We start from the raw sequence: 20082 nt of genomic DNA on the forward strand, positions 1-20082 counted from the left end.
GAATTACATATCTTTCGTCTCGAACGACTGATTTCTTATCGTTAGTTGGAATAAGAAAGGACTTCATGAAACGTCTGCTGCTACCTGCGGTGCTTGCCGCATTGATGATCGCCGAAGTTCACGCCGAGTCCTTCACCATCTCCGATATTCGCGTTAACGGCCTGCAACGCGTTTCCGCGGGCAGCCTGTTTGGCGCGCTGCCCTTGAACGTGGGTGAGTCGGCCGACGACCGCACGCTGGTCGAGGCGACCCGCGAACTGTTCAAAACCGGCTTTTTCCAAGATATCCAGCTTGGCCGTGATGGCAACGTGCTGGTTATTACCGTGGTCGAGCGCCCGTCGATTTCCAGCATCGAGATCGAAGGCAACAAGGCCATCAGCAGTGATGACCTGCTCAAGGGTCTGACCCAGTCCGGCTTGGCCGAAGGCGAGATTTTCCAGCGCGCGACCCTCGAAGGTGTGCGTAACGAGCTGCAGCGCCAGTATGTGGCGCAGGGGCGTTACTCCGCCGAGATCGACGCTGAAGTGATCCCGCAGCCGCGTAACCGCGTGGCGCTGAAGATCAACATCAACGAAGGTACCGTTGCGGCCATCCAGCACATTAACGTGGTGGGCAACAACGTCTTCTCCGATGAAGACCTCAACGATCTGTTCGAGCTGAAGACCACCAACTGGCTGTCGTTCTTCCGCAACGATGACAAGTACGCCCGCGAGAAACTCTCCGGTGACCTGGAGCGCCTGCGTTCCTATTACCTGGATCGCGGCTACATCAACATGGATATCACCTCCACCCAGGTGTCCATCACTCCGGACAAGAAACACGTCTACATCACTGTCAACGTCGATGAAGGCGAGAAGTACACCGTGCGTGACGTTAAGCTCTCCGGTGACCTCAAGGTGCCGGAAGAAGAAGTTCGTGCACTGCTGCTTGTCAAGGAAGGTCAGGTGTTCTCCCGTAAGGTGATGACCACTACCAGCGAGCTGATTACCCGCCGTCTGGGTAACGAGGGCTACACCTTCGCCAACGTCAACGGCGTGCCTGAGCCGCACGATGACGACAACTCGGTATCGATCACTTTTGTCGTTGATCCCGGCAAGCGTGCTTACGTCAATCGCATCAACTTCCGTGGCAACACCAAGACCGAAGACGAAGTGCTGCGCCGTGAAATGCGTCAGATGGAAGGCGGCTGGGCTTCGACCTACCTGATCGACCAGTCCAAGGTGCGTCTGGAACGCCTGGGCTTCTTCAAGGAAGTTAACGTCGAGACCCCGCAAGTGCCGGGTACTGATGACCAGGTCGACGTCAATTACAGCGTCGAGGAGCAGGCTTCCGGTTCTATCACCGCTAGCGTCGGCTTCGCACAGAATGCCGGTTTGATCCTTGGTGGCTCGATCACTCAGAACAACTTCCTGGGTAGCGGTAATCGCGTCAGCCTCGGTCTGACCCGTAGTGAATACCAGAGCCGTTATAACTTCAGCTTCACCGACCCCTACTGGACCGAAGACGGTGTCAGTCTGGGTTACAACGCCTTCTACCGCACCACTGACTACGATGAACTCGATGTCGATGTATCCAGCTACTCGGTCGATAGCCTGGGCGCTGGTGTCAACATCGGTTACCCGATCAGCGAGACCGCGCGTCTGACCTACGGCCTGACCGTGCAGCAAGACGAAATCAACACCGGCCGCTACACCGTCGACGAAATTTTCGATTTCACCCGTCAGGAAGGCGAAAAGTACCTGAACCTCAAAGCTTCCGTCGGTTGGTCTGAATCCACGCTTAACCGTGGCGTACTGGCCAACCGTGGTCACTCGCAAAGCCTGGTGTTCGAAACCACCGTGCCGGGTAGCGACCTGTCGTTCTACAAGCTCGATTACCGTGGCCAGGTGTTCAAGCCGCTGAGCGATACCTACACCATGCGTTTCCATACGCAGCTTGGTTATGGTGGTGCGTTCGGCTCTACCAGCAAACTGCCGTTCTATGAGAACTACTACGCCGGTGGTTTCAACTCGGTACGTGGTTTCGAAGACAGCAGCCTGGGGCCGCGCAGTACGCCAAGCACCGGTACGAACGAAGGCACGCTGGCTGACCCGGATCAGGATCCGCTGCCGTTCGGTGGTAACGTGCTGATCCAGGGTGGTGCGGAGTTGCTGTTCCCACTGCCGTTCGTCAAGGATCAGCGATCGCTGCGTACCGCACTGTTCTGGGATGTGGGTAACGTGTTCGATACCGATTGCAGTTCCGGACAGAAACGCCGTGGCGACAGCTGCGACATCGATTTCGGTAACCTGGCCAGCTCGGTTGGTGTGGGTGTCACCTGGATCACCGCACTTGGCCCGCTGAGCTTCAGCCTGGCGATGCCAGTGAAGAAACCGGACGACGCCGATACTCAAGTATTCCAGTTCTCCCTCGGCCAGACGTTCTAAGCGTCTGCTCATGAATCACGAAGACAGTTTTTCTGCAGGAGTTGCACCGTGCGTAAGTTGACTCAACTGGTTCTGTTAAGCGCTGCTCTGCTGGCAACCCCGGCATTCGCGGAAATGAAGGTTGCGGTACTCAATTATCAGATGGCCCTGCTCGAATCCGACGCAGCCAAGCGTTATGCAGTTGATGCCGAGAAGAAATTCGGCCCGCAACTGAACAAGCTCAAGACACTGGAAACCGATGCTCAGCGCATTCAGGATCGTGTCGTCAAAGACGGCGAGAAAATGCAGACTGCCGAGCGTGAGCGCCTTGAGCTGGACTTCAAGCAAAAGGCCCGCGATTTCCAGTTCCAGTCCAAGGAGCTGAACGAAGCCAAGGCTGCTGCTGACCGTGAGATGCTCAAGAAGCTCAAGCCCAACCTGGACAAGGCTGTTGAAGAAGTCATCAAGAATGGCAACTTTGACCTGGTGCTGGAGCGTGGTGCGGTGATCGATGTCAAACCCCAGTTTGATATCACCCGCCAGGTTATCGAGCGCATGAACCAGATGCGTTGATGATGTCCACACCTGTATTCACCCTCGGTCAATTGGCCGAGCGGTTAGGCGCCACCTTGCGTGGCGCTGCGGATCAGACGGTCGACGGGCTGGCAACCTTACAGGATGCCGGCCCGTCTCAGCTGACGTTCCTGTCGAATGCTCAGTACCGCAAGCACCTGCCTAGCTGCGAGGCCGCTGCCGTGCTGCTCACTGCCGCCGATGCCGAAGGCTTCGCCGGCAATGCGTTGATCGTGGCCAATCCCTATCTGGCCTATGCGTCGTTGTCGCATCTGTTCGATCGCAAGCCCAAAGCGGCGGCGGGTATCCATCCCACTGCCCTGGTGGCTGACGATGCTCAGGTCGATCCGAGTGCTGCTATCGGGCCTTTCGTGGTGATCGAGAGTGGCGCGAAGATTGGTGCCGGCGTATCGCTGGGCGCGCACTGCGTGGTTGGCGCTCGCTCCGAGATCGGCGAAGGTGGCTGGCTGGCACCAAGGGTGACGCTGTACCACGACGTGCGCATCGGCAAGCGAGTGGTCATTCAGTCGGGCGCGGTGATCGGTGGTGAAGGCTTCGGCTTTGCCAACGAGAAGGGCGTCTGGCAGAAGATCGCCCAGATCGGTGGTGTGACCATTGGCGATGATGTCGAGATCGGTGCCAATACCACCCTCGACCGAGGTGCGCTGTCAGACACCCGCATCGGCAACGGTGTGAAGCTGGATAACCAGATCATGATCGCGCACAACGTGCAGGTCGGTGACAATACGGCGATGGCTGCCTGCGTTGGTATTTCCGGCAGCACCTCGATCGGCAAGAATTGCATGATCGCCGGCGGCGTCGGCATGGTCGGTCATATTGATGTGTGTGACGGCGTATTCGTTACTGGCATGACCATGGTCACCCGCTCGATCAACGAGCCGGGCGCCTATTCATCCGGTACCGCCATGCAACCTGCAGCCGAGTGGAAGAAAAGCGTGGCGCGTATCCGCCAGCTGGACGACATGGCGCGGCGCGTGAAGCAGTTGGAAAAACAGCTGAACGCCGTGACCTCGAGCGGGAATGCCTCATCTGATGCCTGAGCCTGCTGATGGCGGGCTCTCTTCTTTTTATTACGGGCTTCTCTGGAAATGATGGACATCAACGAAATTCGCGAGTACTTGCCGCACCGTTACCCGTTCCTGCTGGTGGATCGGGTTACGGATCTGGATCTTGAAGGCAAGAGCGTTCGTGCCTATAAGAATGTCAGCGTCAATGAGCCATTCTTCAACGGCCATTTCCCCGAGCATCCGATCATGCCTGGCGTCCTCATCATCGAGGCGATGGCACAAGCGGCCGGTATTCTCGGTTTCAAAATGATGGATGTGAAGCCGGCCGACGGTACGCTCTATTATTTCGTTGGCTCCGATAAGCTACGCTTCCGTCAGCCAGTAGTGCCTGGCGACCAGCTGATTCTCGAGGCCAAGTTCCTCAGCAGCAAGCGCAGCATCTGGAAGTTCGAATGCAAGGCCACGGTCGATGGCAAAGAAGTCTGCTCGGCCGAAATCATCTGTGCGGAACGCAAGTTATGAGTTTGATTGACCCTCGCGCCATCATCGATCCCAGCGCCAAGCTGGCAGACGACGTCGTCGTCGGCCCTTGGTCGATAATTGGGCCCGACGTAGAAATTGGCGAGGGCAGCGTGCTGGGTCCCAATGTGATCATCAAGGGGCCTACCCGTATCGGGAAGCACAACAAGATCTATCAGTTCGCCTCGCTCGGCGAAGATACTCCTGATCGCAAGTACAAGGGAGAGCCCACGCGACTGGTCATCGGTGATCACAATATCATCCGTGAAGGCGTGACCATGCACCGTGGCACCATTCAGGATCGTGATGAAACGACCATCGGTGACCATAACCTGATCATGGCCTATGCCCATATTGGCCATGACAGCGTCGTCGGTAACAACTGCATTCTGGTCAACAACGTGGCACTGGCTGGCCACGTGCACATCGGCGATTGGGCGATCCTTTCTGGCTATACCCTGGTTCATCAGTTCTGCCATATCGGTGCGCATGCCTTTGCCGGCATGGGTGCAGCGATCGGCAAGGACGTTCCGGCTTACGTCACCGTGTCCGGCAACCCTGCCGAGGCGCGTAGCATGAACTTCGAAGGCTTGCGCCGTCGTGGCTTCAGCTCCGAGGCCATGCAGGCCCTGCGTCGTGCTTACAAGATCGTCTACCGTCAGGGATTCACCATCGAAGAAGCGCTGGTGGAGTTGGAAGACGTTGCCAATCAGTTCTCCGAAGTAGCGGTGTTCCGCGACTCCATCCTGACCTCCAGCCGCGGCATCACCCGCTGACCCATGGCTGAGGTATTGCGTGTCGCGCTGGTCGCCGGCGAGGCATCCGGCGATATTCTGGGTTCAGGTCTGATGCAGGCCTTGAAGGCACAGCACCCCAACGTAGAGTTCATCGGTGTCGGCGGCCCGCGCATGCAGGCCGAGGGGCTGGTCAGCGACTTTCCCATGGAGCGCCTGGCGGTTATGGGGCTGGTCGAGGTGCTCGGTCGTTTGCCCGAGCTGCTGTCGCGCCGCCGCCGGCTGATCGCCAGTCTGATCGAGCGCAAGCCTGATGTGTTCATCGGCATCGATGCGCCGGATTTCACCCTGGGTGTCGAGCTCAAGCTACGGCGTGCCGGAATTCGTACCGTGCATTACGTCAGCCCATCGGTATGGGCCTGGCGGCAGAAGCGCGTACTGAAGATTCGCGAAGCCTGCGACCTGATGCTCACCCTGTTTCCCTTCGAAGCACAGTTTTACGAAGCGCATCAGGTTCCTGTGTGCTTCGTTGGTCATCCGCTGGCAGATGCCATCCCGTTGCAGGCCGACCGCGCGGCTGCTCGCGAGCTGCTCGGGCTGCCCTTGGACGCTCCCGTAGTGGCATTGCTGCCAGGTAGCCGCGGCGGTGAAGTGTCGCGCCTCGGCAGTCTGTTTCTCGATGCCGCCGAGCGCCTGCGTGCGTTGCGTCCGGGTGTTCGCTTCGTATTGCCTTGCGCCAGCCCCGAGCGTCGCCAGCAGCTCGAGCAGATGCTCGGTGGGCGTGATCTTCCGATACAGCTGCTCGACGGTCGCTCTCACGATGCCCTGGCTGCCTGCGATGCGGTGCTGATCGCGTCTGGCACCGCCACCCTCGAGGCGCTGCTGTACAAGCGGCCGATGGTGGTGGCCTATCGTGTGGCGCCGATGACCTTCAGCATTCTCAAGCGCCTGGTGAAGAGCCCCTACATTTCGCTGCCCAATCTGCTCGCCCAGCGGCTGCTGGTGCCCGAGCTGATCCAGGATGCTGCCACTGCCGAGTCGCTGGCTCAGACGGTGTCACCGCTGCTGGTCGATGGCGACGTGCAGACCGAGGGCTTCGATGCCATTCACCGCACCCTGCGACGCGGCGCCTCCGAGCGCGCCGCTACTGCGGTGCTCGATCTGCTGGGGCGTCGCTGATGCAAATGGGCCTGGATTTTTCGACCGTCGAAGAACTGGTCGCTGGTGTCGACGAAGTCGGCCGCGGCCCGCTGTGTGGCGCAGTGGTTACCGCTGCGGTGATCCTCGACCCGGCGCGGCCGATCCTCGGCCTCAATGACTCCAAGAAGCTCAGCGAGGCGCGGCGCGAGAAGCTGTTCGACGAAATTCGCGAAAAAGCCCTGGCCTGGTGCATAGCCCGCGCGGATGTTGAAGAGATCGACCGCCTGAATATCCTGCATGCCACCATGTTGGCCATGCAGCGTGCCGTCGAAGGCCTGAGTGTGACGCCGAAACTGGCGCTCATCGACGGCAACCGCTGCCCCAAGCTTTTCGTGCCCAGCGCGCCTGTGGTCGGTGGTGATGCGTTGGTGCCGGCGATTGCTGCTGCCTCGATCCTCGCCAAGGTCAGCCGTGATCGTGAGATGCGTGAGCTCGACGCGCTCTATCCGGGTTATGGCATCGCCCTGCACAAGGGCTATCCGACGCCTGTGCACCTCGAGGCCTTGATTCGTCTGGGCCCGACTCCCATCCATCGGCGCTCCTTCGCGCCGGTACGCCGCTTGCTGGAAGCCACAAGCGGTAGCTGAGCGTACTCGGCCCGCTGTCCATCCTCCCAGTTGCGGTACAATCCGCGTTTTGTCGCTTTTCCTGCAGGGCTTCTTCATGGCTGTTTCTTTCGTTCATCTTCGCCTGCACACCGAATATTCCCTGGTCGACGGACTGGTTCGCGTCAAACCGCTGGTCAAGGCGGTTGCCGGCTTGGCAATGCCTGCCGTGGCCGTCACCGATATGAGCAACATGTGCTCGCTGGTGAAGTTCTACAAAGCTGCCATGGGCGCCGGTATCAAGCCGATCTGCGGCGCTGATATCTGGCTTGCCAGCGCCTACGAAGACGGCCCATTGACCCGCATGACCCTGCTGGCGATGAACCCCAAGGGCTATCGCAACCTCACCGAGCTGGTGTCGCGCGGCTGGAGTGAAGGGCAGAGCAATGATCTGGTGATCATCCAGCGCGACTGGGTGAAGGCTGCCAGCGAAGGCTTGATTGCCCTGTCCGGTGCCAAGGAAGGGGAGATCGGCCACGCGCTGCTCGACGGCGAACTGGCCAAGGCTGAAGCGCTGCTGCAGGAATGGCGGGCGGTGTTCCCGGAGCGTTTCTATCTGGAGGTTCAGCGCACCAGCCGCGTCAACGACGAAGAGCACGTGCATGCTGCCGTGGCCCTGGCAGACAAGATGGGCGCACCTTTGGTCGCCACCAACGATGTGCGCTTTCTCAAGCAGGGCGATTTCGAGGCCCATGAAACCCGCGTCTGCATCGGTGAAAGCCGCATTCTCGACGACGCGCGGCGGCCACGTATCTACTCCGACCAGCAGTACCTGAAGTCGCCGGAAGAGATGGCCGAGCTGTTCAGCGATCTGCCCGATGCGCTGGAAAACACTGTCGAGATCGCCAAGCGTTGCAATATCGAGGTAACGCTGGGCAAGTACTTCCTGCCCGACTTTCCGGTGCCGGAAGGCATGACTATCGATGAATATTTCCGCAAGGTCTCGTTCGATGGCTTGGATGAGCGTCTCGAGGTTCTGCTGCCCAAGGACACCCCGGACTACGACGCGAAGAAGCAGGTTTACATCGACCGGCTGAATTTCGAACTGGATATCATCATCCAGATGGGCTTCCCCGGTTACTTCCTGATCGTTATGGACTTCATCCAGTGGGCCAAGAGCAACGGTGTGCCGGTAGGGCCGGGCCGTGGTTCAGGTGCCGGCTCGCTGGTGGCCTACGTGCAGAAGATCACCGACCTCGATCCGTTGGCCTACGATCTGCTGTTCGAACGCTTCCTCAACCCTGAACGTGTATCCATGCCCGACTTCGACGTCGACTTCTGCATGGATGGTCGCGACCGGGTTATCGATTACGTGGCCGAGAAGTACGGCCGTAATGCGGTAAGCCAGATCATCACCTTTGGCTCGATGGCGGCCAAGGCGGTGGTGCGGGACGTAGCACGGGTGCAGGGCAAGTCCTACGGTTTGGCGGATCGTCTGTCGAAGATGATTCCGTTCGAAGTCGGCATGACCCTGGAAAAGGCCTTCGAGATGGAGGAGCCGCTGCGCGACTTCCTCAAGAACGACGAAGAGGCCGCCGAGATCTGGGACATGTCCCTGAAGCTCGAAGGCATCGTCCGCGGTACCGGCAAGCACGCCGGGGGTGTGGTGATCGCGCCGACCAAGCTCACCGACTTCTCGCCGATCGCCTGTGACGAAGAGGGCGCCGGCCTGGTGACCCAGTTCGACAAGGACGATGTCGAGTCGGCCGGCCTGGTGAAATTCGACTTCCTCGGCTTGCGTACCCTGACCATCATCAAGTGGGCGCTGGAGACCATCCACCGCGACCAGCGCGCTGCTGGCGAGCCGGAAGAGAAGCTGGTCAACATCGATTTCATCCCGCTGGATGACAAGCCGACCTATCAGATGCTGCAGAAGGCGGAGACCACCGCGGTCTTCCAGCTCGAGTCGCGCGGTATGAAGGAGCTGATCAAGAAGCTCAAGCCCGACTGCCTGGAAGACATGATCGCACTGGTGGCGCTGTTCCGCCCCGGCCCGTTGCAATCGGGCATGGTGGACGACTTCATCAATCGTAAGCACGGCCGTGCCGAGCTGTCGTACCCGCACCCGGATTATCAGTACGCAGGCCTGGAGCCGGTACTCAAGCCGACCTACGGGATCATCCTTTATCAGGAACAGGTGATGCAGATCGCCCAGGTCATGGGCGGTTATACCCTCGGCCAGGCGGACATGCTGCGCCGTGCCATGGGTAAGAAAAAGCCCGAGGAAATGGCCAAGCAGCGCGGCGGCTTCATCGAAGGCTGTGCCAGCAACAATATCAGCGCAGACCTGGCGGGTAACATCTTTGACCTGGTGGAGAAATTCGCCGGTTACGGCTTCAACAAGTCTCACTCGGCCGCCTATGGTCTGGTTTCCTACCAGACTGCCTGGCTGAAGGCGCATTACCCTGCGCCGTTCATGGCTGCGGTGCTGTCGGCGGACATGCACAACACCGACAAGGTGGTGATCCTCATCGAGGAATGCCGCAACATGAAGTTGCGCATTGATCCGCCGGATGTGAACGCCTCCGAGTACAAGTTCACCGTCAGTCATGACGCGAACAATGTGCCGCGGATTCTTTATGGCCTGGGCGCGGTCAAGGGCGTCGGCGAAGGCCCGGTGGAGGCCATTGTCGAGGCACGCCAGGACGGTCCGTTCAAGGATCTGTTCGACTTCTGCTCGCGGGTCGACCTCAAACGCATCAACAAACGCACCATGGATGCATTGATTCGCAGTGGTGCGCTGGATCGCCTGGGCCCGCATTTTTACGACGAGATCAAAGCCTATCAGGCCAACATCGACCGTAACCGTGCGGTGTTGCTGTCAGCGATGGAGGAGGCCGTTCAGGCCGCCGAGCAGACAGCGCGCAGCCATGACAGCGGCCATATGGATCTGTTTGGCGGCGTGTTCGCCAGTCCCGAGGCAGACGTTTACGCCAACCATCACCGCGCCAAGGAGCTATCGCTCAAGGAGCGCCTCAAGGGCGAGAAGGACACCCTTGGGCTGTACCTGACCGGCCACCCGATCGATGAGTATGAAAGCGAAGTGCGGCGTTTCGCTCGCCAGCGCATCGTCGACCTCAAGCCTGCACGGGATACCCAGACCGTCGCCGGCCTGATCGTCAACCTGCGGGTGATGAAGAACAAGAAAGGCGACAAGATGGGCTTCATCACCCTGGACGACCGTTCCGGACGCATCGAAGCCTCGCTGTTCGCCGAAGCCTTTTCCAGCAATCAGGCACTGCTGCAGAGCGATGCCTTGGTGGTGGTGGAAGGGGAGGTCAGCAATGACGATTTCTCCGGCGGCATGCGCCTGCGCGCCAAGCGGGTGATGAGCCTGGAAGAGGCGCGTACCGGCCTGGCCGAGAGCTTGCGTGTGCGCGTCCAGGCCAGCGAATTGAAAGGTGATCGTCTACGCTGGCTGGGTGATCTGTGCCGCCGTCATCGTGGCGCCTGCCCAATTACCGTGGATTACACCGGCGCCGACGCGAAAGCCTTGCTGCAGTTTGGCGAGGACTGGCGAATCGACCCGGCCGACAGCTTGATTCAAGCTTTGCGTGACCAGTTCGGACGAGAAAACGTCTTCCTGCAATACCGCTAGAATTGCGGCGCTGAAATGCGGGGCCAAGGCTCCGTACGACGCCCGTGACACTGCATGATCGCCGCCGACGCGAGCCAATCCCCCGGGTTTGGCTGCCGAGTGAATGCCTAGGTGCATTTGCTGGCATATTCGCTGCCGGAAGTGCCTTGCAAGTGTCGACCTGAATGCGCCTGTTCCTATAAGGTAGGCGCCAAATGGATACACGCTCCCCGGCCCTGTGGCCGTCGACGCATGACGGATGCCTATGAACCCGAATTATCTCGATTTCGAACAGCCGATTGCCGACCTGCAAGCCAAGATCGAAGAGCTTCGTCTGGTTGGTAATGACAACTCCCTGAACATCGGCGACGAAATCGCCCGCCTGCAGGACAAGAGCAGTACGCTGACCGAGAGCATTTTCGGCAATCTGACCAGTTGGCAGATCGCTCGCCTTGCTCGTCACCCGCAGCGTCCTTATACCCTGGACTATCTGCAGCACATCTTCACCGAGTTCGACGAGCTGCACGGCGATCGTCACTTCTCCGACGACGCTGCAATCGTGGGTGGCGTTGCGCGCCTCAATGGCCAGCCGGCCATGGTCATCGGCCATCAGAAGGGCCGTGAGGTTCGTGAGAAAGTGCGCCGTAACTTCGGCATGCCGCGTCCGGAAGGTTACCGCAAGGCCTGTCGCCTGATGGAAATGGCCGAGCGCTTCAAGATGCCGATCCTGACCTTCATCGACACGCCAGGTGCTTATCCGGGCATCGATGCAGAAGAGCGTAACCAAAGCGAAGCCATTGCCTGGAACCTGCGAGTGATGGCGCGCCTGAAAACCCCGATCATCGCCACCGTAATCGGTGAGGGCGGTTCCGGCGGTGCATTGGCCATTGGTGTGTGCGACAGCCTGAACATGTTGCAGTACTCGACCTATGCGGTGATCTCGCCGGAAGGCTGCGCCTCGATCTTGTGGAAAACCGCCGAGAAGGCGCCGGATGCTGCCGAAGCCATGGGCATCACTGCCGAGCGCCTGAAAGGCCTGGGTATCGTTGACAAGGTGATCGCCGAGCCTCTGGGCGGTGCACACCGCGATCCGGCCGCTGCCGCCGAATCCATCCGCCAGACCCTCAGCGCTCAGCTTGAGGATCTCAGTACGCTCGACACCGACGCCCTGCTGGCGCGTCGCTACGAGCGCCTGATGAGCTACGGTATCGCCTGATGCCGGCGTGCCCTGCAGGCATGCGAGTTGCCGACCTGGCAATGTGCATGTCTGCAGGGGCGCTCCGCTAAGCTGCAGCATGTCCCTTGAATCGGCTCTGCTCGCGCGCCTCGCTCCGTGGCGTGGGGCATCTGCCTGGCGAGTCGCTTTCTCCGGCGGGCTCGATTCCAGCGTGCTTCTGCACGCGCTGGCAGTGGCTGCTCGAAGCCACGCGCTGCCACCCATTTCCGCTATTCATGTGCATCACGGCCTGCAGGCCGCGGCCGACGACTGGCCGATGCATTGCCAGCGCCTGTGCGATGAGCTCGGCGTGCTGCTGCATGTCGAACATGTTCAGGTCGTGCCTGGTGCCAGTCTGGAGCGAGCTGCTCGTGATGCTCGTTATGCCGCGTTTTCCGCGCGGCTGAATCCGGGTGAGGTCGTGCTGCTCGCTCAGCATCAGGACGATCAGGCAGAGACCGTTCTCTATCGTCTGTTGCGCGGTGCTGGTGTGCGCGGGCTTGCTGCGATGGCGGCAAGTCGCCCGCTGGCCGCCGGGCATGCCGTTCGTCCTCTGCTGGATGTACCACGCAGTGCGTTGGAGGCTTATGCCGAGGCATATGGCCTGCGTTGGGTGGAAGACCCTTCGAATGCAGACAGCGGCCTTGCTCGAAACTTTCTACGCCGGGAAATCCTGCCGCGCTTGCACAGGCATTGGCCTAAAGCGTCCCAGGTGGTGGCTCGTACGGCGGAGCATCAGGCCGAGGCGTTGGAGTTGCTGCAGGAGCTCGCCGAACTTGATTTGCAGCGAGCCCAGGCGTCGCCCGGTTTCGATTGGCTGGACGTTCCCTGTCTCGATCTGCAGGCGTTGCGCGGGCTATCCGATGCCCGGCAGCGCAATCTACTGCGCTACTGGTTGGCGGGTTTCACCCGCTTGCCCGATAGCCGCCATTGGCAGGGATGGTTCGATCTGCGTGATGCCGGGCCCGACGCCAAACCGGTCTGGCGACTGGAGAGCGGTGAGCTGCGGCGCCATGGTCGTTATCTGTTCTGGCTCAATGCCGACTGGGCTGTGGCGTGGGTGGCTCAGGCGCAGCCCTGGCCTCTGGCTGAGCAGCCACTGGCGTTGCCGGGTAATGGTCGCGTCTGGCTCGAAGGCGCCATACCCGTGGGGCAGTTGAGCGTCGGCTATCGCCAGGGCGGCGAGGTTCTCGAGGTGCCGGGGCGTGGTCGGCGTGACCTCAAGCGTCTTCTGCAGGAGGCTGGCGTGCCCGAGTTCATTCGTGGGCGCATCCCGCTGCTGCTGTGCGACGGACGGCCCGTGGCTCTCGCCAATCTGCTCGCCGGCCCCGGCTGCGGCACGTTTCACTGGCAGCCCGAGCAAATTGATCCGCCTCTTGATGGGGCTGTCGATTCTCGCGCGTAAGGGTCGGCTGCTGTAAGAGTGTCGCAGGTGCGAAGCCCCAGGCTAGAGGCTTTTCGGGGTTCGATGTAGATCTCGTTTCAGCAGCTTTTGCCCTGCTTTGGGTTTCGCGTTCTTCCCCACTCAGGACGTTTCCGGTAGACTACGCTCCCGTCTCTATTCAGGTATTCGCTGCTTCTTCAGAAGCGGTGGATGTTTGCTATTTGCCGGCATGGTTCGCCATGTTTGCTAAGGTGAACCAAGGCCTTCTCTGCTCCCCGGCGGCTCGACCGCCACTGCTGACTTCTTAGGGTTTTTCATGACGCGCTTCATTTTCGTCACGGGTGGTGTTGTTTCTTCATTGGGGAAAGGCATCGCCTCGGCATCCTTGGCGGCAATCCTGGAGGCGCGGGGCCTGAAGGTCACGATGCTCAAACTGGATCCCTACATCAACGTCGATCCGGGCACCATGAGCCCGTTTCAGCACGGTGAAGTGTTCGTCACTCACGACGGTGCCGAGACCGATCTCGACCTGGGTCACTATGAGCGGTTCATCCGCACCACGATGACCAAGAGCAACAACTTCACCACCGGCCGCGTCTACGAAGACGTGCTGCGCAAAGAGCGCCGTGGTGATTACTTGGGCGCGACCATCCAGGTCATCCCGCACATCACTGACGAGATCAAGCGCCGCATCATCAAGGGTGCCGGCGACGCTGACGTCGCCATGGTCGAAATCGGCGGTACCGTGGGCGACATCGAGTCGCAGCCGTTCCTCGAGGCGATCCGCCAGCTGCGTTTCGAAGTGGGCGCCAAGCGCGCCATGCTGATGCACCTGACGCTGGTTCCGTACATCGCCACTGCCGGCGAAACCAAGACCAAACCGACCCAGCACTCGGTCAAGGAACTGCGCTCCATCGGCCTGCAGCCGGACGTACTGGTGTGCCGCTCCGATCACCCGATCGACCTGTCGTCGCGCCGCAAGATCGCCCAGTTCACCAACGTCGAAGAGCGCGCAGTAATCGCCCTCGAAGACGCCGACACCATCTACAAGATCCCGGGCATCCTGCACTCGCAGGGGCTGGATGATTTTGTTGTCGAGCGTTTCGCTCTGGAATGCCGTGGTGCTGACCTGTCGGAATGGGATCGCGTGGTCGATGCCAAGCTGAACCCGGAAAAAGAAGTCAATATCGCCATGGTCGGCAAGTACATGGAGCTTCTGGACGCTTACAAGTCGCTGATCGAAGCGATGAGCCATGCCGGTATCAGCAACCGTACCAAGGTCAACCTGCGCTATATCGATTCCGAAGACATCGAGAATCAGGGTACTGCGCTGCTCGAGGGCGTCGATGCAATCCTGGTTCCGGGCGGCTTCGGCTTGCGTGGTGTGGAAGGCAAAATCACCACTGTGCAGTATGCCCGTGAGAACAAGATTCCTTACTTGGGTATCTGCCTCGGTATGCAGGTAGCCGTCATCGAGTTCGCCCGTAACGTGCTGGGCTGGAGCGATGCCAACTCCACCGAGTTCGATATCGCCAGCAAACATCCAGTGGTCGGTCTGATCACCGAGTGGCAGGACGCGACCGGCGCGACCGAGCAGCGTACCGAAGCCTCCGACCTTGGCGGCACCATGCGTCTTGGCGCCCAGGATTGCCAGCTGCTGAGCGGCTCCAAGGTTCACGACTGCTATGGCAAGGACGTGATCGTAGAGCGCCACCGCCATCGTTACGAAGTGAACAACAACCTGCTGCCGCAACTGATCGACGCTGGCCTGAAGGTCACCGGTCGTTCGGGTGATGGTGCCCTGGTGGAGGTGGTCGAGAGCGCGAATCACCCGTGGTTCGTTGCCTGCCAGTTCCACCCGGAATTCACCTCCACGCCGCGTGACGGCCACCCGCTGTTCAGTGGCTTCGTCAACGCTGCACTGGCGCACCAAGCGAAGAAGGCCTGACCCATGGCTCAGAAGACCATCCGCGTTGGCGCGATCGATGTCGCCAACGACAAGCCGTTTGTGCTGTTTGGCGGCATCAACGTGTTGGAGTCCCGCGATCTCGCCCTGCGTACCTGCGAGGAATACGTGCGGGTTACCGAGAAGCTCGGTATCCCTTATGTGTTCAAAGCAAGCTTCGACAAGGCCAACCGTTCGTCGGTGAGTTCCTTCCGTGGCCCGGGCCTGGAAGAGGGCATGAAGATCTTCGAGGAAGTGAAGAAGACCTTCGGCGTGCCGGTGATCACCGATGTGCACGAACCTCACCAGGCACAGCCGGTGGCGGACGTTTGCGACATCATCCAGTTGCCGGCTTTCCTGTCTCGGCAAACCGATTTGGTGGTGGCCATGGCCAAGACAGGTGCGGTGATCAACATCAAGAAGGCGCAGTTCCTCGCGCCCCAGGAAATGAAACATATTCTCGCCAAGTGTGTCGAAGCCGGGAACGATCAGCTCATCCTCTGTGAGCGTGGTTCTTCCTTCGGGTACAACAACCTGGTGGTGGATATGCTGGGCTTCGGCATCATGAAGTCCTTCGAGTACCCGGTGTTCTTCGACGTCACCCATGCTCTGCAGATGCCGGGCGGTCGCTCGGATTCCGCTGGTGGGCGTCGTGCCCAGGTGACCGAGCTGGCCAAGGCCGGCATGAGTCAGGGGCTCGCGGGGCTGTTCCTCGAGGCGCATCCTGATCCGGAAAACGCCAAGTGCGATGGCCCTTGTGCCTTGCGTCTCGACAAGCTCGAGCCGTTCCTGGCGCAGCTCAAGCAGTTGGATGATCTGATCAAGAGTCAGGATCCGATCGAAACCGCCTGATCGGCGTTTCCACGGTTCGCTTATCTGTTTCACCGCCCGGCCTTTTGGCCGGGTTTGTCATGTCAGCCCGGTCTGCCGTTGATCGTGCCCGGTGCTGGCAGCCGAATGCAGCAGTGCGTTTTCGACAATTTCTGGAGAGCTTACAAGAATGGCAAAGATCGTCGACATCAAGGGTCGTGAGGTTCTCGACTCCCGTGGCAACCCCACCGTGGAAGCGGACGTAATCCTCGACAATGGCATCGTCGGCAGCGCCTGTGCGCCTTCCGGTGCCTCCACCGGTTCGCGCGAAGCGCTGGAACTGCGTGATGGCGACAAGAGCCGTTACCTCGGCAAGGGCGTTCTCAAGGCCGTTGGCAACATCAATGGCCCGATCCGCGATGCACTGCTGGGCAAGGATCCGGTCGACCAGAAGGCTCTGGACACGATCATGATCGATCTGGACGGCACCGAGAACAAAGCTACCCTGGGCGCCAACGCCATCCTCGCCGTCTCCCTGGCAGCCGCCAAGGCCGCCGCTCAGGATCAGGATCTGCCGCTTTACGCGCACATCGCCAACCTCAATGGCACTCCGGGCCAGTACTCCATGCCTGTGCCGATGATGAATATCATCAATGGCGGCGAGCATGCCGACAACAATGTCGACATCCAGGAGTTCATGGTGCAGCCGGTCGGTGCGAAGACCTTTTCCGATGCACTGCGTATGGGGACTGAAATCTTCCATCACCTGAAGGCCGTACTCAAGGCTCGTGGTCTGAGCACGTCCGTGGGTGACGAAGGTGGCTTTGCACCGAACCTGGCCTCCAACGAAGACGCGCTGTCGGCCATTGTCGAAGCCGTTGCCAACGCTGGTTACACGCTGGGCACCGACGTCACGTTGGCACTCGATTGTGCGGCCAGTGAATTCTTCGAGGACGGTAAGTACAACCTGTCTGGCGAGGGCAAGTCGTTCGACGCCGAAGGCTTCGCTGACTACCTGAAAGGCCTGACTGAGCGCTTCCCGATCATCTCCATCGAAGACGGCCTGGACGAGTCCGACTGGGCTGGCTGGAAGATCCTCACCGACAAGATCGGCAGCAAGGTTCAACTGGTCGGCGACGACCTGTTCGTGACCAATACCAAGATTCTCAAGCGCGGCATCGACGAGTCGATTGGCAATTCGATCCTGATCAAGTTCAACCAGATCGGCACCTTGACCGAAACCCTTGAAGCCATCCAGATGGCCAAGGCTGCCGGTTACACGGCGGTCATCTCGCACCGCTCCGGTGAAACTGAAGACAGCACCATCGCCGATCTGGCTGTCGGCACTGCCGCTGGTCAGATCAAGACCGGTTCGCTGTGCCGCTCGGATCGCGTATCCAAGTACAACCAACTGCTGCGTATCGAAGAGCAACTGGGCGCCAAGGCGCCGTACCGTGGTCGCGGCGAGTTCCGCGGCTAAGGTAGGTTTGCATGGCGAGGTGGCCATTACCTCGCCCTGCGGACTCTGTCCCGATCTGCCGAGTCGACTTCACGGTCTTGTCCGATGCCGATGACGCAGGGAGAATCGACAGATGTCCGCAGCAGCGACCCTTTCTTATCCGAGTGCCTCACCTGCCATGCGTAGTCCCTACTGGCTGTTTCTCTTTCTCGTTCTGGTACTCGCGGGGCTGCAATATCGTCTGTGGGTAGGCGAGGGCAGTCTGGCGCAGGTTACCGATCTGCAGCATCAGATCGCCGATCAGGAAGGCGAGAACGAGCGTCTGCTCGAGCGCAACCGCATCCTCGAAGCGGAAGTGATGGAGCTGAAGAAAGGCATGGAAACCGTCGAAGAGCGCGCCCGCCACGAACTGGGCATGGTCAAGGACGGCGAAACCCTCTATCAGTTGGCTGAATGAACACACCTGATCTGCCGTCCTTCTGGGCGGTGATTCCGGCCGCCGGCATCGGCAGTCGCATGCGCGCCGACAAGCCAAAGCAGTATCTGCAACTGGCCGGCAAAAGCATTCTCGAACATACCCTCAACTGTTTCCTTGATCATCCGTGCCTGCGTGGCATGGTGGTCAGCCTGGCCGAGGACGATCCGTTCTGGCCGAACCTGGCTTGTGCCCGCGACTCGCGCATCCATATTGCCAGCGGCGGTGCCGAGCGTGCCGACTCGGTGCTCAACGCGTTGCTGCGTCTGGGCGAGTTGGGCGCCAGTGAGCAGGATTGGGTGCTGGTGCACGACGCTGCGCGGCCCAATCTGGCGCAGTCCGATCTCGATCTGCTGCTGGCTGAGCTGGCTGACGACGCTGTAGGCGGGCTGCTCGCCGTTCCCGCTCGGGATACCCTCAAGCGCGTCGGCAGCGATGGACGTGTGCGCGAAACCATCGATCGCTCGGTCATCTGGCAGGCCTACACACCGCAGATGTTCCGCCTGGGGGCCTTGCACCGTGCGCTCGCCGAAGCACTGGTTTCGGATGTTACGGTGACCGACGAAGCCTCGGCCATCGAGTGGGGCGGTCAGTCGCCACGTCTCGTCGAAGGCCGGGCGGATAACCTCAAGGTCACCCGCCCGGAAGACTTGCACTATCTGGAGCGCTTGTGGCGCGGCCGGAGCTAACGCCGAAATAACGCTATCCAGTAGGAGCCTGCTTGCGGGCGAATGATGCGGCGTGCACCGGCAATGCGTACGGCCGCTATCAATCGCGCCGGGGGCGCTCCTGCAGGCAAGTGAACTGCTCTCAGTGAATCCACTTGTTGGCGTTCTTGCCAAGATTGCGATCGAGCACACTGGTGAGCCTGTTCATGGCGCCGTCGATAGCCTGCTGCATTTCGCAGGCGTCAAAGGACACCGACATGGGGTCGCGCCCCTTCATGCGTGCTTCTACCTTGCAGCGTTTGTCCTGGGGGCCGCTTTTCAGTGCGTTTTCGTCGGAGAGATGAATTTCCACGCGCGTGAGGTGTTCCTCATAGCGCTGTAACTTGTCTCGTACTCGACCTCGGATATCCGTCTTGAATGCCATCGAGGTGTCGACGTGTTTTCCGCTGTTGACCATGACCTGCATAACCATCTCCTCATGCTGGTGGGTTCGCAACGGCCCGAACAAGGGCCTCATGATTTACGACGGGGTGATGACGGCAGAGGTTCGCTGGCGGTTGTGACAGCATATGAGCGGCTAGGTGTATTCGACTCGTTGGCTCAAACCGTCGCGCAATGCATCGATCAATTGCCTGACCTTGGGCGACAGATGCCGTTGTTGCGGGTAGAGCGCCCACACAGCGGTGTTCGGTGGTTGATGATTGTCGAGCAGGGAAACCAAGGCGCCGCTGCGTAGGTGTTCGAGCACGTAATAATCGGGCAACTGACACAGGCCCAGCCCGCTCAGGGCCGCATCCAGAACCGCCTGGCCGCTGTTGCAGCGCCAGTTGCCCTGAATCCGTTGCGAGGCTTCACGGCCGTCGAGCTGGAATGTCCAGACATCGCTGCTGCCCACCAGGCAATTGTGTCGAGCCAGCTCCGAGAGGCTGTGCGGGCGACCGTAGCGCTGCAGGTAATCAGGCGACGCGCACAGGTACATGCGTCGCGGCGCCAGGCGCGTGGCAAGCATTCGCGAGTCCTGCAGGCGGCCCAGGCGGATGGCGATGTCGAAGCCGTCCTGGAGCAGATCCAGGGTGCGGTTGCTCAGTTCGATATCCACGGAAAGCCGGGAGTGACGGGCGGCGAATGCCGTGACCAGCGGCACGATGAAACGCTCGCCGTAGGCCACCGCACAGGTCATGCGCAGCAGCCCTTTGGGTTCGCCGCCCAGATCGCCAATCGCGTTGAGTGCTTCCTCCCGTGCATCCTGCAGGCGCTGGCAATGCTGCAGAAAAGTCTGGCCCGCCTCGGTCAGTGCCACCTTGCGAGTGGTGCGATAGAACAGCCGGGTGTGCAGACGCTCTTCCAGGCGGGCAATCTGCCGGCTCACTTGCGATGAGGACAGGCCCAGGCGTTCGGCTGCGGCAGTGAACTGCCCGCATTCTGCGACGGCTACGAATTCGTCCAGCCCCTCCCAGCGATTCATGTCTTCCCCCTGTTCACCT

Annotated in this window: 17 protein-coding genes; 15 read left to right on the forward strand and 2 right to left on the reverse strand. The window is 60.3% G+C overall.

Annotated elements, in window-relative coordinates:
- The first annotated feature begins 65 nt into the window (after nt 1–65).
- The 15 genes from bamA to ispD all read left to right on the forward strand — a co-directional run bounded on the left by bamA (nt 66) and on the right by ispD (nt 18619).
- Entirely contained in the window at nt 66–2426 is a 2361-nt protein-coding gene (bamA, locus tag ACZ3GY_RS03010) for an outer membrane protein assembly factor BamA (RefSeq protein WP_463572492.1), read from the forward strand.
- A gap of 48 nt (nt 2427–2474) precedes the next feature.
- On the forward strand, nt 2475–2978 hold the full coding sequence (locus tag ACZ3GY_RS03015; RefSeq protein ID WP_463563864.1) for an OmpH/Skp family outer membrane protein: 504 nt from the start codon (nt 2475–2477) through the stop codon (nt 2976–2978).
- Nucleotides 2978–4039, forward strand: coding sequence for a UDP-3-O-(3-hydroxymyristoyl)glucosamine N-acyltransferase (gene lpxD / locus ACZ3GY_RS03020; protein WP_465908892.1), 1062 nt, complete (start codon nt 2978–2980; stop codon nt 4037–4039). Before ACZ3GY_RS03015 ends, lpxD begins: the two co-directional genes overlap by 1 nt.
- A 48-nt stretch (nt 4040–4087) precedes the next feature.
- On the forward strand, nt 4088–4528 hold the full coding sequence (gene fabZ / locus ACZ3GY_RS03025) for a 3-hydroxyacyl-ACP dehydratase FabZ (RefSeq protein WP_042555181.1): 441 nt from the start codon (nt 4088–4090) through the stop codon (nt 4526–4528).
- On the forward strand, nt 4525–5301 hold the full coding sequence (lpxA, locus tag ACZ3GY_RS03030) for an acyl-ACP--UDP-N-acetylglucosamine O-acyltransferase (RefSeq protein WP_463563866.1): 777 nt from the start codon (nt 4525–4527) through the stop codon (nt 5299–5301). The genes fabZ and lpxA overlap by 4 nt, the downstream gene beginning before the upstream one ends.
- A gap of 3 nt (nt 5302–5304) precedes the next feature.
- Entirely contained in the window at nt 5305–6438 is a 1134-nt protein-coding gene (lpxB, locus tag ACZ3GY_RS03035) for a lipid-A-disaccharide synthase (RefSeq protein ID WP_465908894.1), read from the forward strand.
- Complete coding sequence (gene rnhB, locus ACZ3GY_RS03040) at nt 6438–7046, forward strand: ribonuclease HII (RefSeq protein WP_465908895.1); 609 nt, start codon at nt 6438–6440, stop codon at nt 7044–7046. The genes lpxB and rnhB overlap by 1 nt, the downstream gene beginning before the upstream one ends.
- Nucleotides 7047–7122: 76 nt before the next feature.
- Nucleotides 7123–10662: a DNA polymerase III subunit alpha gene (gene dnaE, locus ACZ3GY_RS03045; protein ID WP_465908896.1), complete on the forward strand. Its 3540-nt coding sequence runs from the start codon at nt 7123–7125 to the stop codon at nt 10660–10662.
- 244 nt (nt 10663–10906) lie between these two features.
- Nucleotides 10907–11857 carry an acetyl-CoA carboxylase carboxyltransferase subunit alpha gene (locus tag ACZ3GY_RS03050; RefSeq protein ID WP_463563870.1) on the forward strand — a complete coding sequence of 317 codons (951 nt, stop codon included), beginning with the start codon at nt 10907–10909 and terminating at the stop codon, nt 11855–11857.
- 79 nt (nt 11858–11936) lie between these two features.
- Complete coding sequence (gene tilS, locus ACZ3GY_RS03055; RefSeq protein WP_465908897.1) at nt 11937–13262, forward strand: tRNA lysidine(34) synthetase TilS; 1326 nt, start codon at nt 11937–11939, stop codon at nt 13260–13262.
- 295 nt (nt 13263–13557) lie between these two features.
- Nucleotides 13558–15189, forward strand: a complete 1632-nt coding sequence (gene pyrG / locus ACZ3GY_RS03060) for a CTP synthase (RefSeq protein ID WP_465908898.1) — start codon at nt 13558–13560, stop codon at nt 15187–15189.
- Nucleotides 15190–15192: 3 nt separating this feature from the next.
- On the forward strand, nt 15193–16038 hold the full coding sequence (kdsA, locus tag ACZ3GY_RS03065) for a 3-deoxy-8-phosphooctulonate synthase (RefSeq protein ID WP_465908900.1): 846 nt from the start codon (nt 15193–15195) through the stop codon (nt 16036–16038).
- 148 nt (nt 16039–16186) lie between these two features.
- Entirely contained in the window at nt 16187–17476 is a 1290-nt protein-coding gene (eno, locus tag ACZ3GY_RS03070; protein ID WP_465908901.1) for a phosphopyruvate hydratase, read from the forward strand.
- A gap of 157 nt (nt 17477–17633) precedes the next feature.
- Nucleotides 17634–17912: a cell division protein FtsB gene (gene ftsB, locus ACZ3GY_RS03075; RefSeq protein ID WP_463566009.1), complete on the forward strand. Its 279-nt coding sequence runs from the start codon at nt 17634–17636 to the stop codon at nt 17910–17912.
- Entirely contained in the window at nt 17909–18619 is a 711-nt protein-coding gene (ispD, locus tag ACZ3GY_RS03080; RefSeq protein WP_465908902.1) for a 2-C-methyl-D-erythritol 4-phosphate cytidylyltransferase, read from the forward strand. The genes ftsB and ispD overlap by 4 nt, the downstream gene beginning before the upstream one ends.
- Before the next feature lie 121 nt (nt 18620–18740).
- Here the strand turns inward: ispD and ACZ3GY_RS03085 are convergent, their stop codons facing one another.
- The gene (locus tag ACZ3GY_RS03085) at nt 18741–19064 is read right to left on the reverse strand and encodes an HPF/RaiA family ribosome-associated protein (protein WP_225834671.1); all 324 of its coding nucleotides are present in this window, start codon (nt 19062–19064) and stop codon (nt 18741–18743) included.
- Between the two features lie 111 nt (nt 19065–19175).
- Nucleotides 19176–20063, reverse strand: a complete 888-nt coding sequence (locus ACZ3GY_RS03090) for a LysR substrate-binding domain-containing protein (protein WP_465908903.1) — start codon at nt 20061–20063, stop codon at nt 19176–19178.
- Nucleotides 20064–20082 lie beyond the last annotated feature (19 nt).

The organism is Pseudomonas sp. PME37.24/006, assembly GCF_055556635.1.

Excerpts from the sequence above, each read along its gene's own strand:
- tilS (WP_465908897.1), top strand. The coding sequence starts at position 11,937 with ATGTCCCTTGAATCGGCTCTGCTCGCGCGCCTCGCTCCGTGGCGTGGG.
- lpxD (WP_465908892.1), top strand. The coding sequence starts at position 2,978 with ATGATGTCCACACCTGTATTCACCCTCGGTCAATTGGCCGAGCGGTTA.
- lpxB (WP_465908894.1), top strand. The coding sequence starts at position 5,305 with ATGGCTGAGGTATTGCGTGTCGCGCTGGTCGCCGGCGAGGCATCCGGC.
- lpxA (WP_463563866.1), top strand. The coding sequence starts at position 4,525 with ATGAGTTTGATTGACCCTCGCGCCATCATCGATCCCAGCGCCAAGCTG.
- dnaE (WP_465908896.1), top strand. The coding sequence starts at position 7,123 with ATGGCTGTTTCTTTCGTTCATCTTCGCCTGCACACCGAATATTCCCTG.
- fabZ (WP_042555181.1), top strand. The coding sequence starts at position 4,088 with ATGATGGACATCAACGAAATTCGCGAGTACTTGCCGCACCGTTACCCG.
- ACZ3GY_RS03090 (WP_465908903.1), bottom strand. The coding sequence starts at position 20,063 with ATGAATCGCTGGGAGGGGCTGGACGAATTCGTAGCCGTCGCAGAATGC.
- ftsB (WP_463566009.1), top strand. The coding sequence starts at position 17,634 with ATGCGTAGTCCCTACTGGCTGTTTCTCTTTCTCGTTCTGGTACTCGCG.
- ispD (WP_465908902.1), top strand. The coding sequence starts at position 17,909 with ATGAACACACCTGATCTGCCGTCCTTCTGGGCGGTGATTCCGGCCGCC.
- bamA (WP_463572492.1), top strand. The coding sequence starts at position 66 with ATGAAACGTCTGCTGCTACCTGCGGTGCTTGCCGCATTGATGATCGCC.
- eno (WP_465908901.1), top strand. The coding sequence starts at position 16,187 with ATGGCAAAGATCGTCGACATCAAGGGTCGTGAGGTTCTCGACTCCCGT.
- ACZ3GY_RS03085 (WP_225834671.1), bottom strand. The coding sequence starts at position 19,064 with ATGCAGGTCATGGTCAACAGCGGAAAACACGTCGACACCTCGATGGCA.
- rnhB (WP_465908895.1), top strand. The coding sequence starts at position 6,438 with ATGCAAATGGGCCTGGATTTTTCGACCGTCGAAGAACTGGTCGCTGGT.
- ACZ3GY_RS03050 (WP_463563870.1), top strand. The coding sequence starts at position 10,907 with ATGAACCCGAATTATCTCGATTTCGAACAGCCGATTGCCGACCTGCAA.
- pyrG (WP_465908898.1), top strand. The coding sequence starts at position 13,558 with ATGACGCGCTTCATTTTCGTCACGGGTGGTGTTGTTTCTTCATTGGGG.
- kdsA (WP_465908900.1), top strand. The coding sequence starts at position 15,193 with ATGGCTCAGAAGACCATCCGCGTTGGCGCGATCGATGTCGCCAACGAC.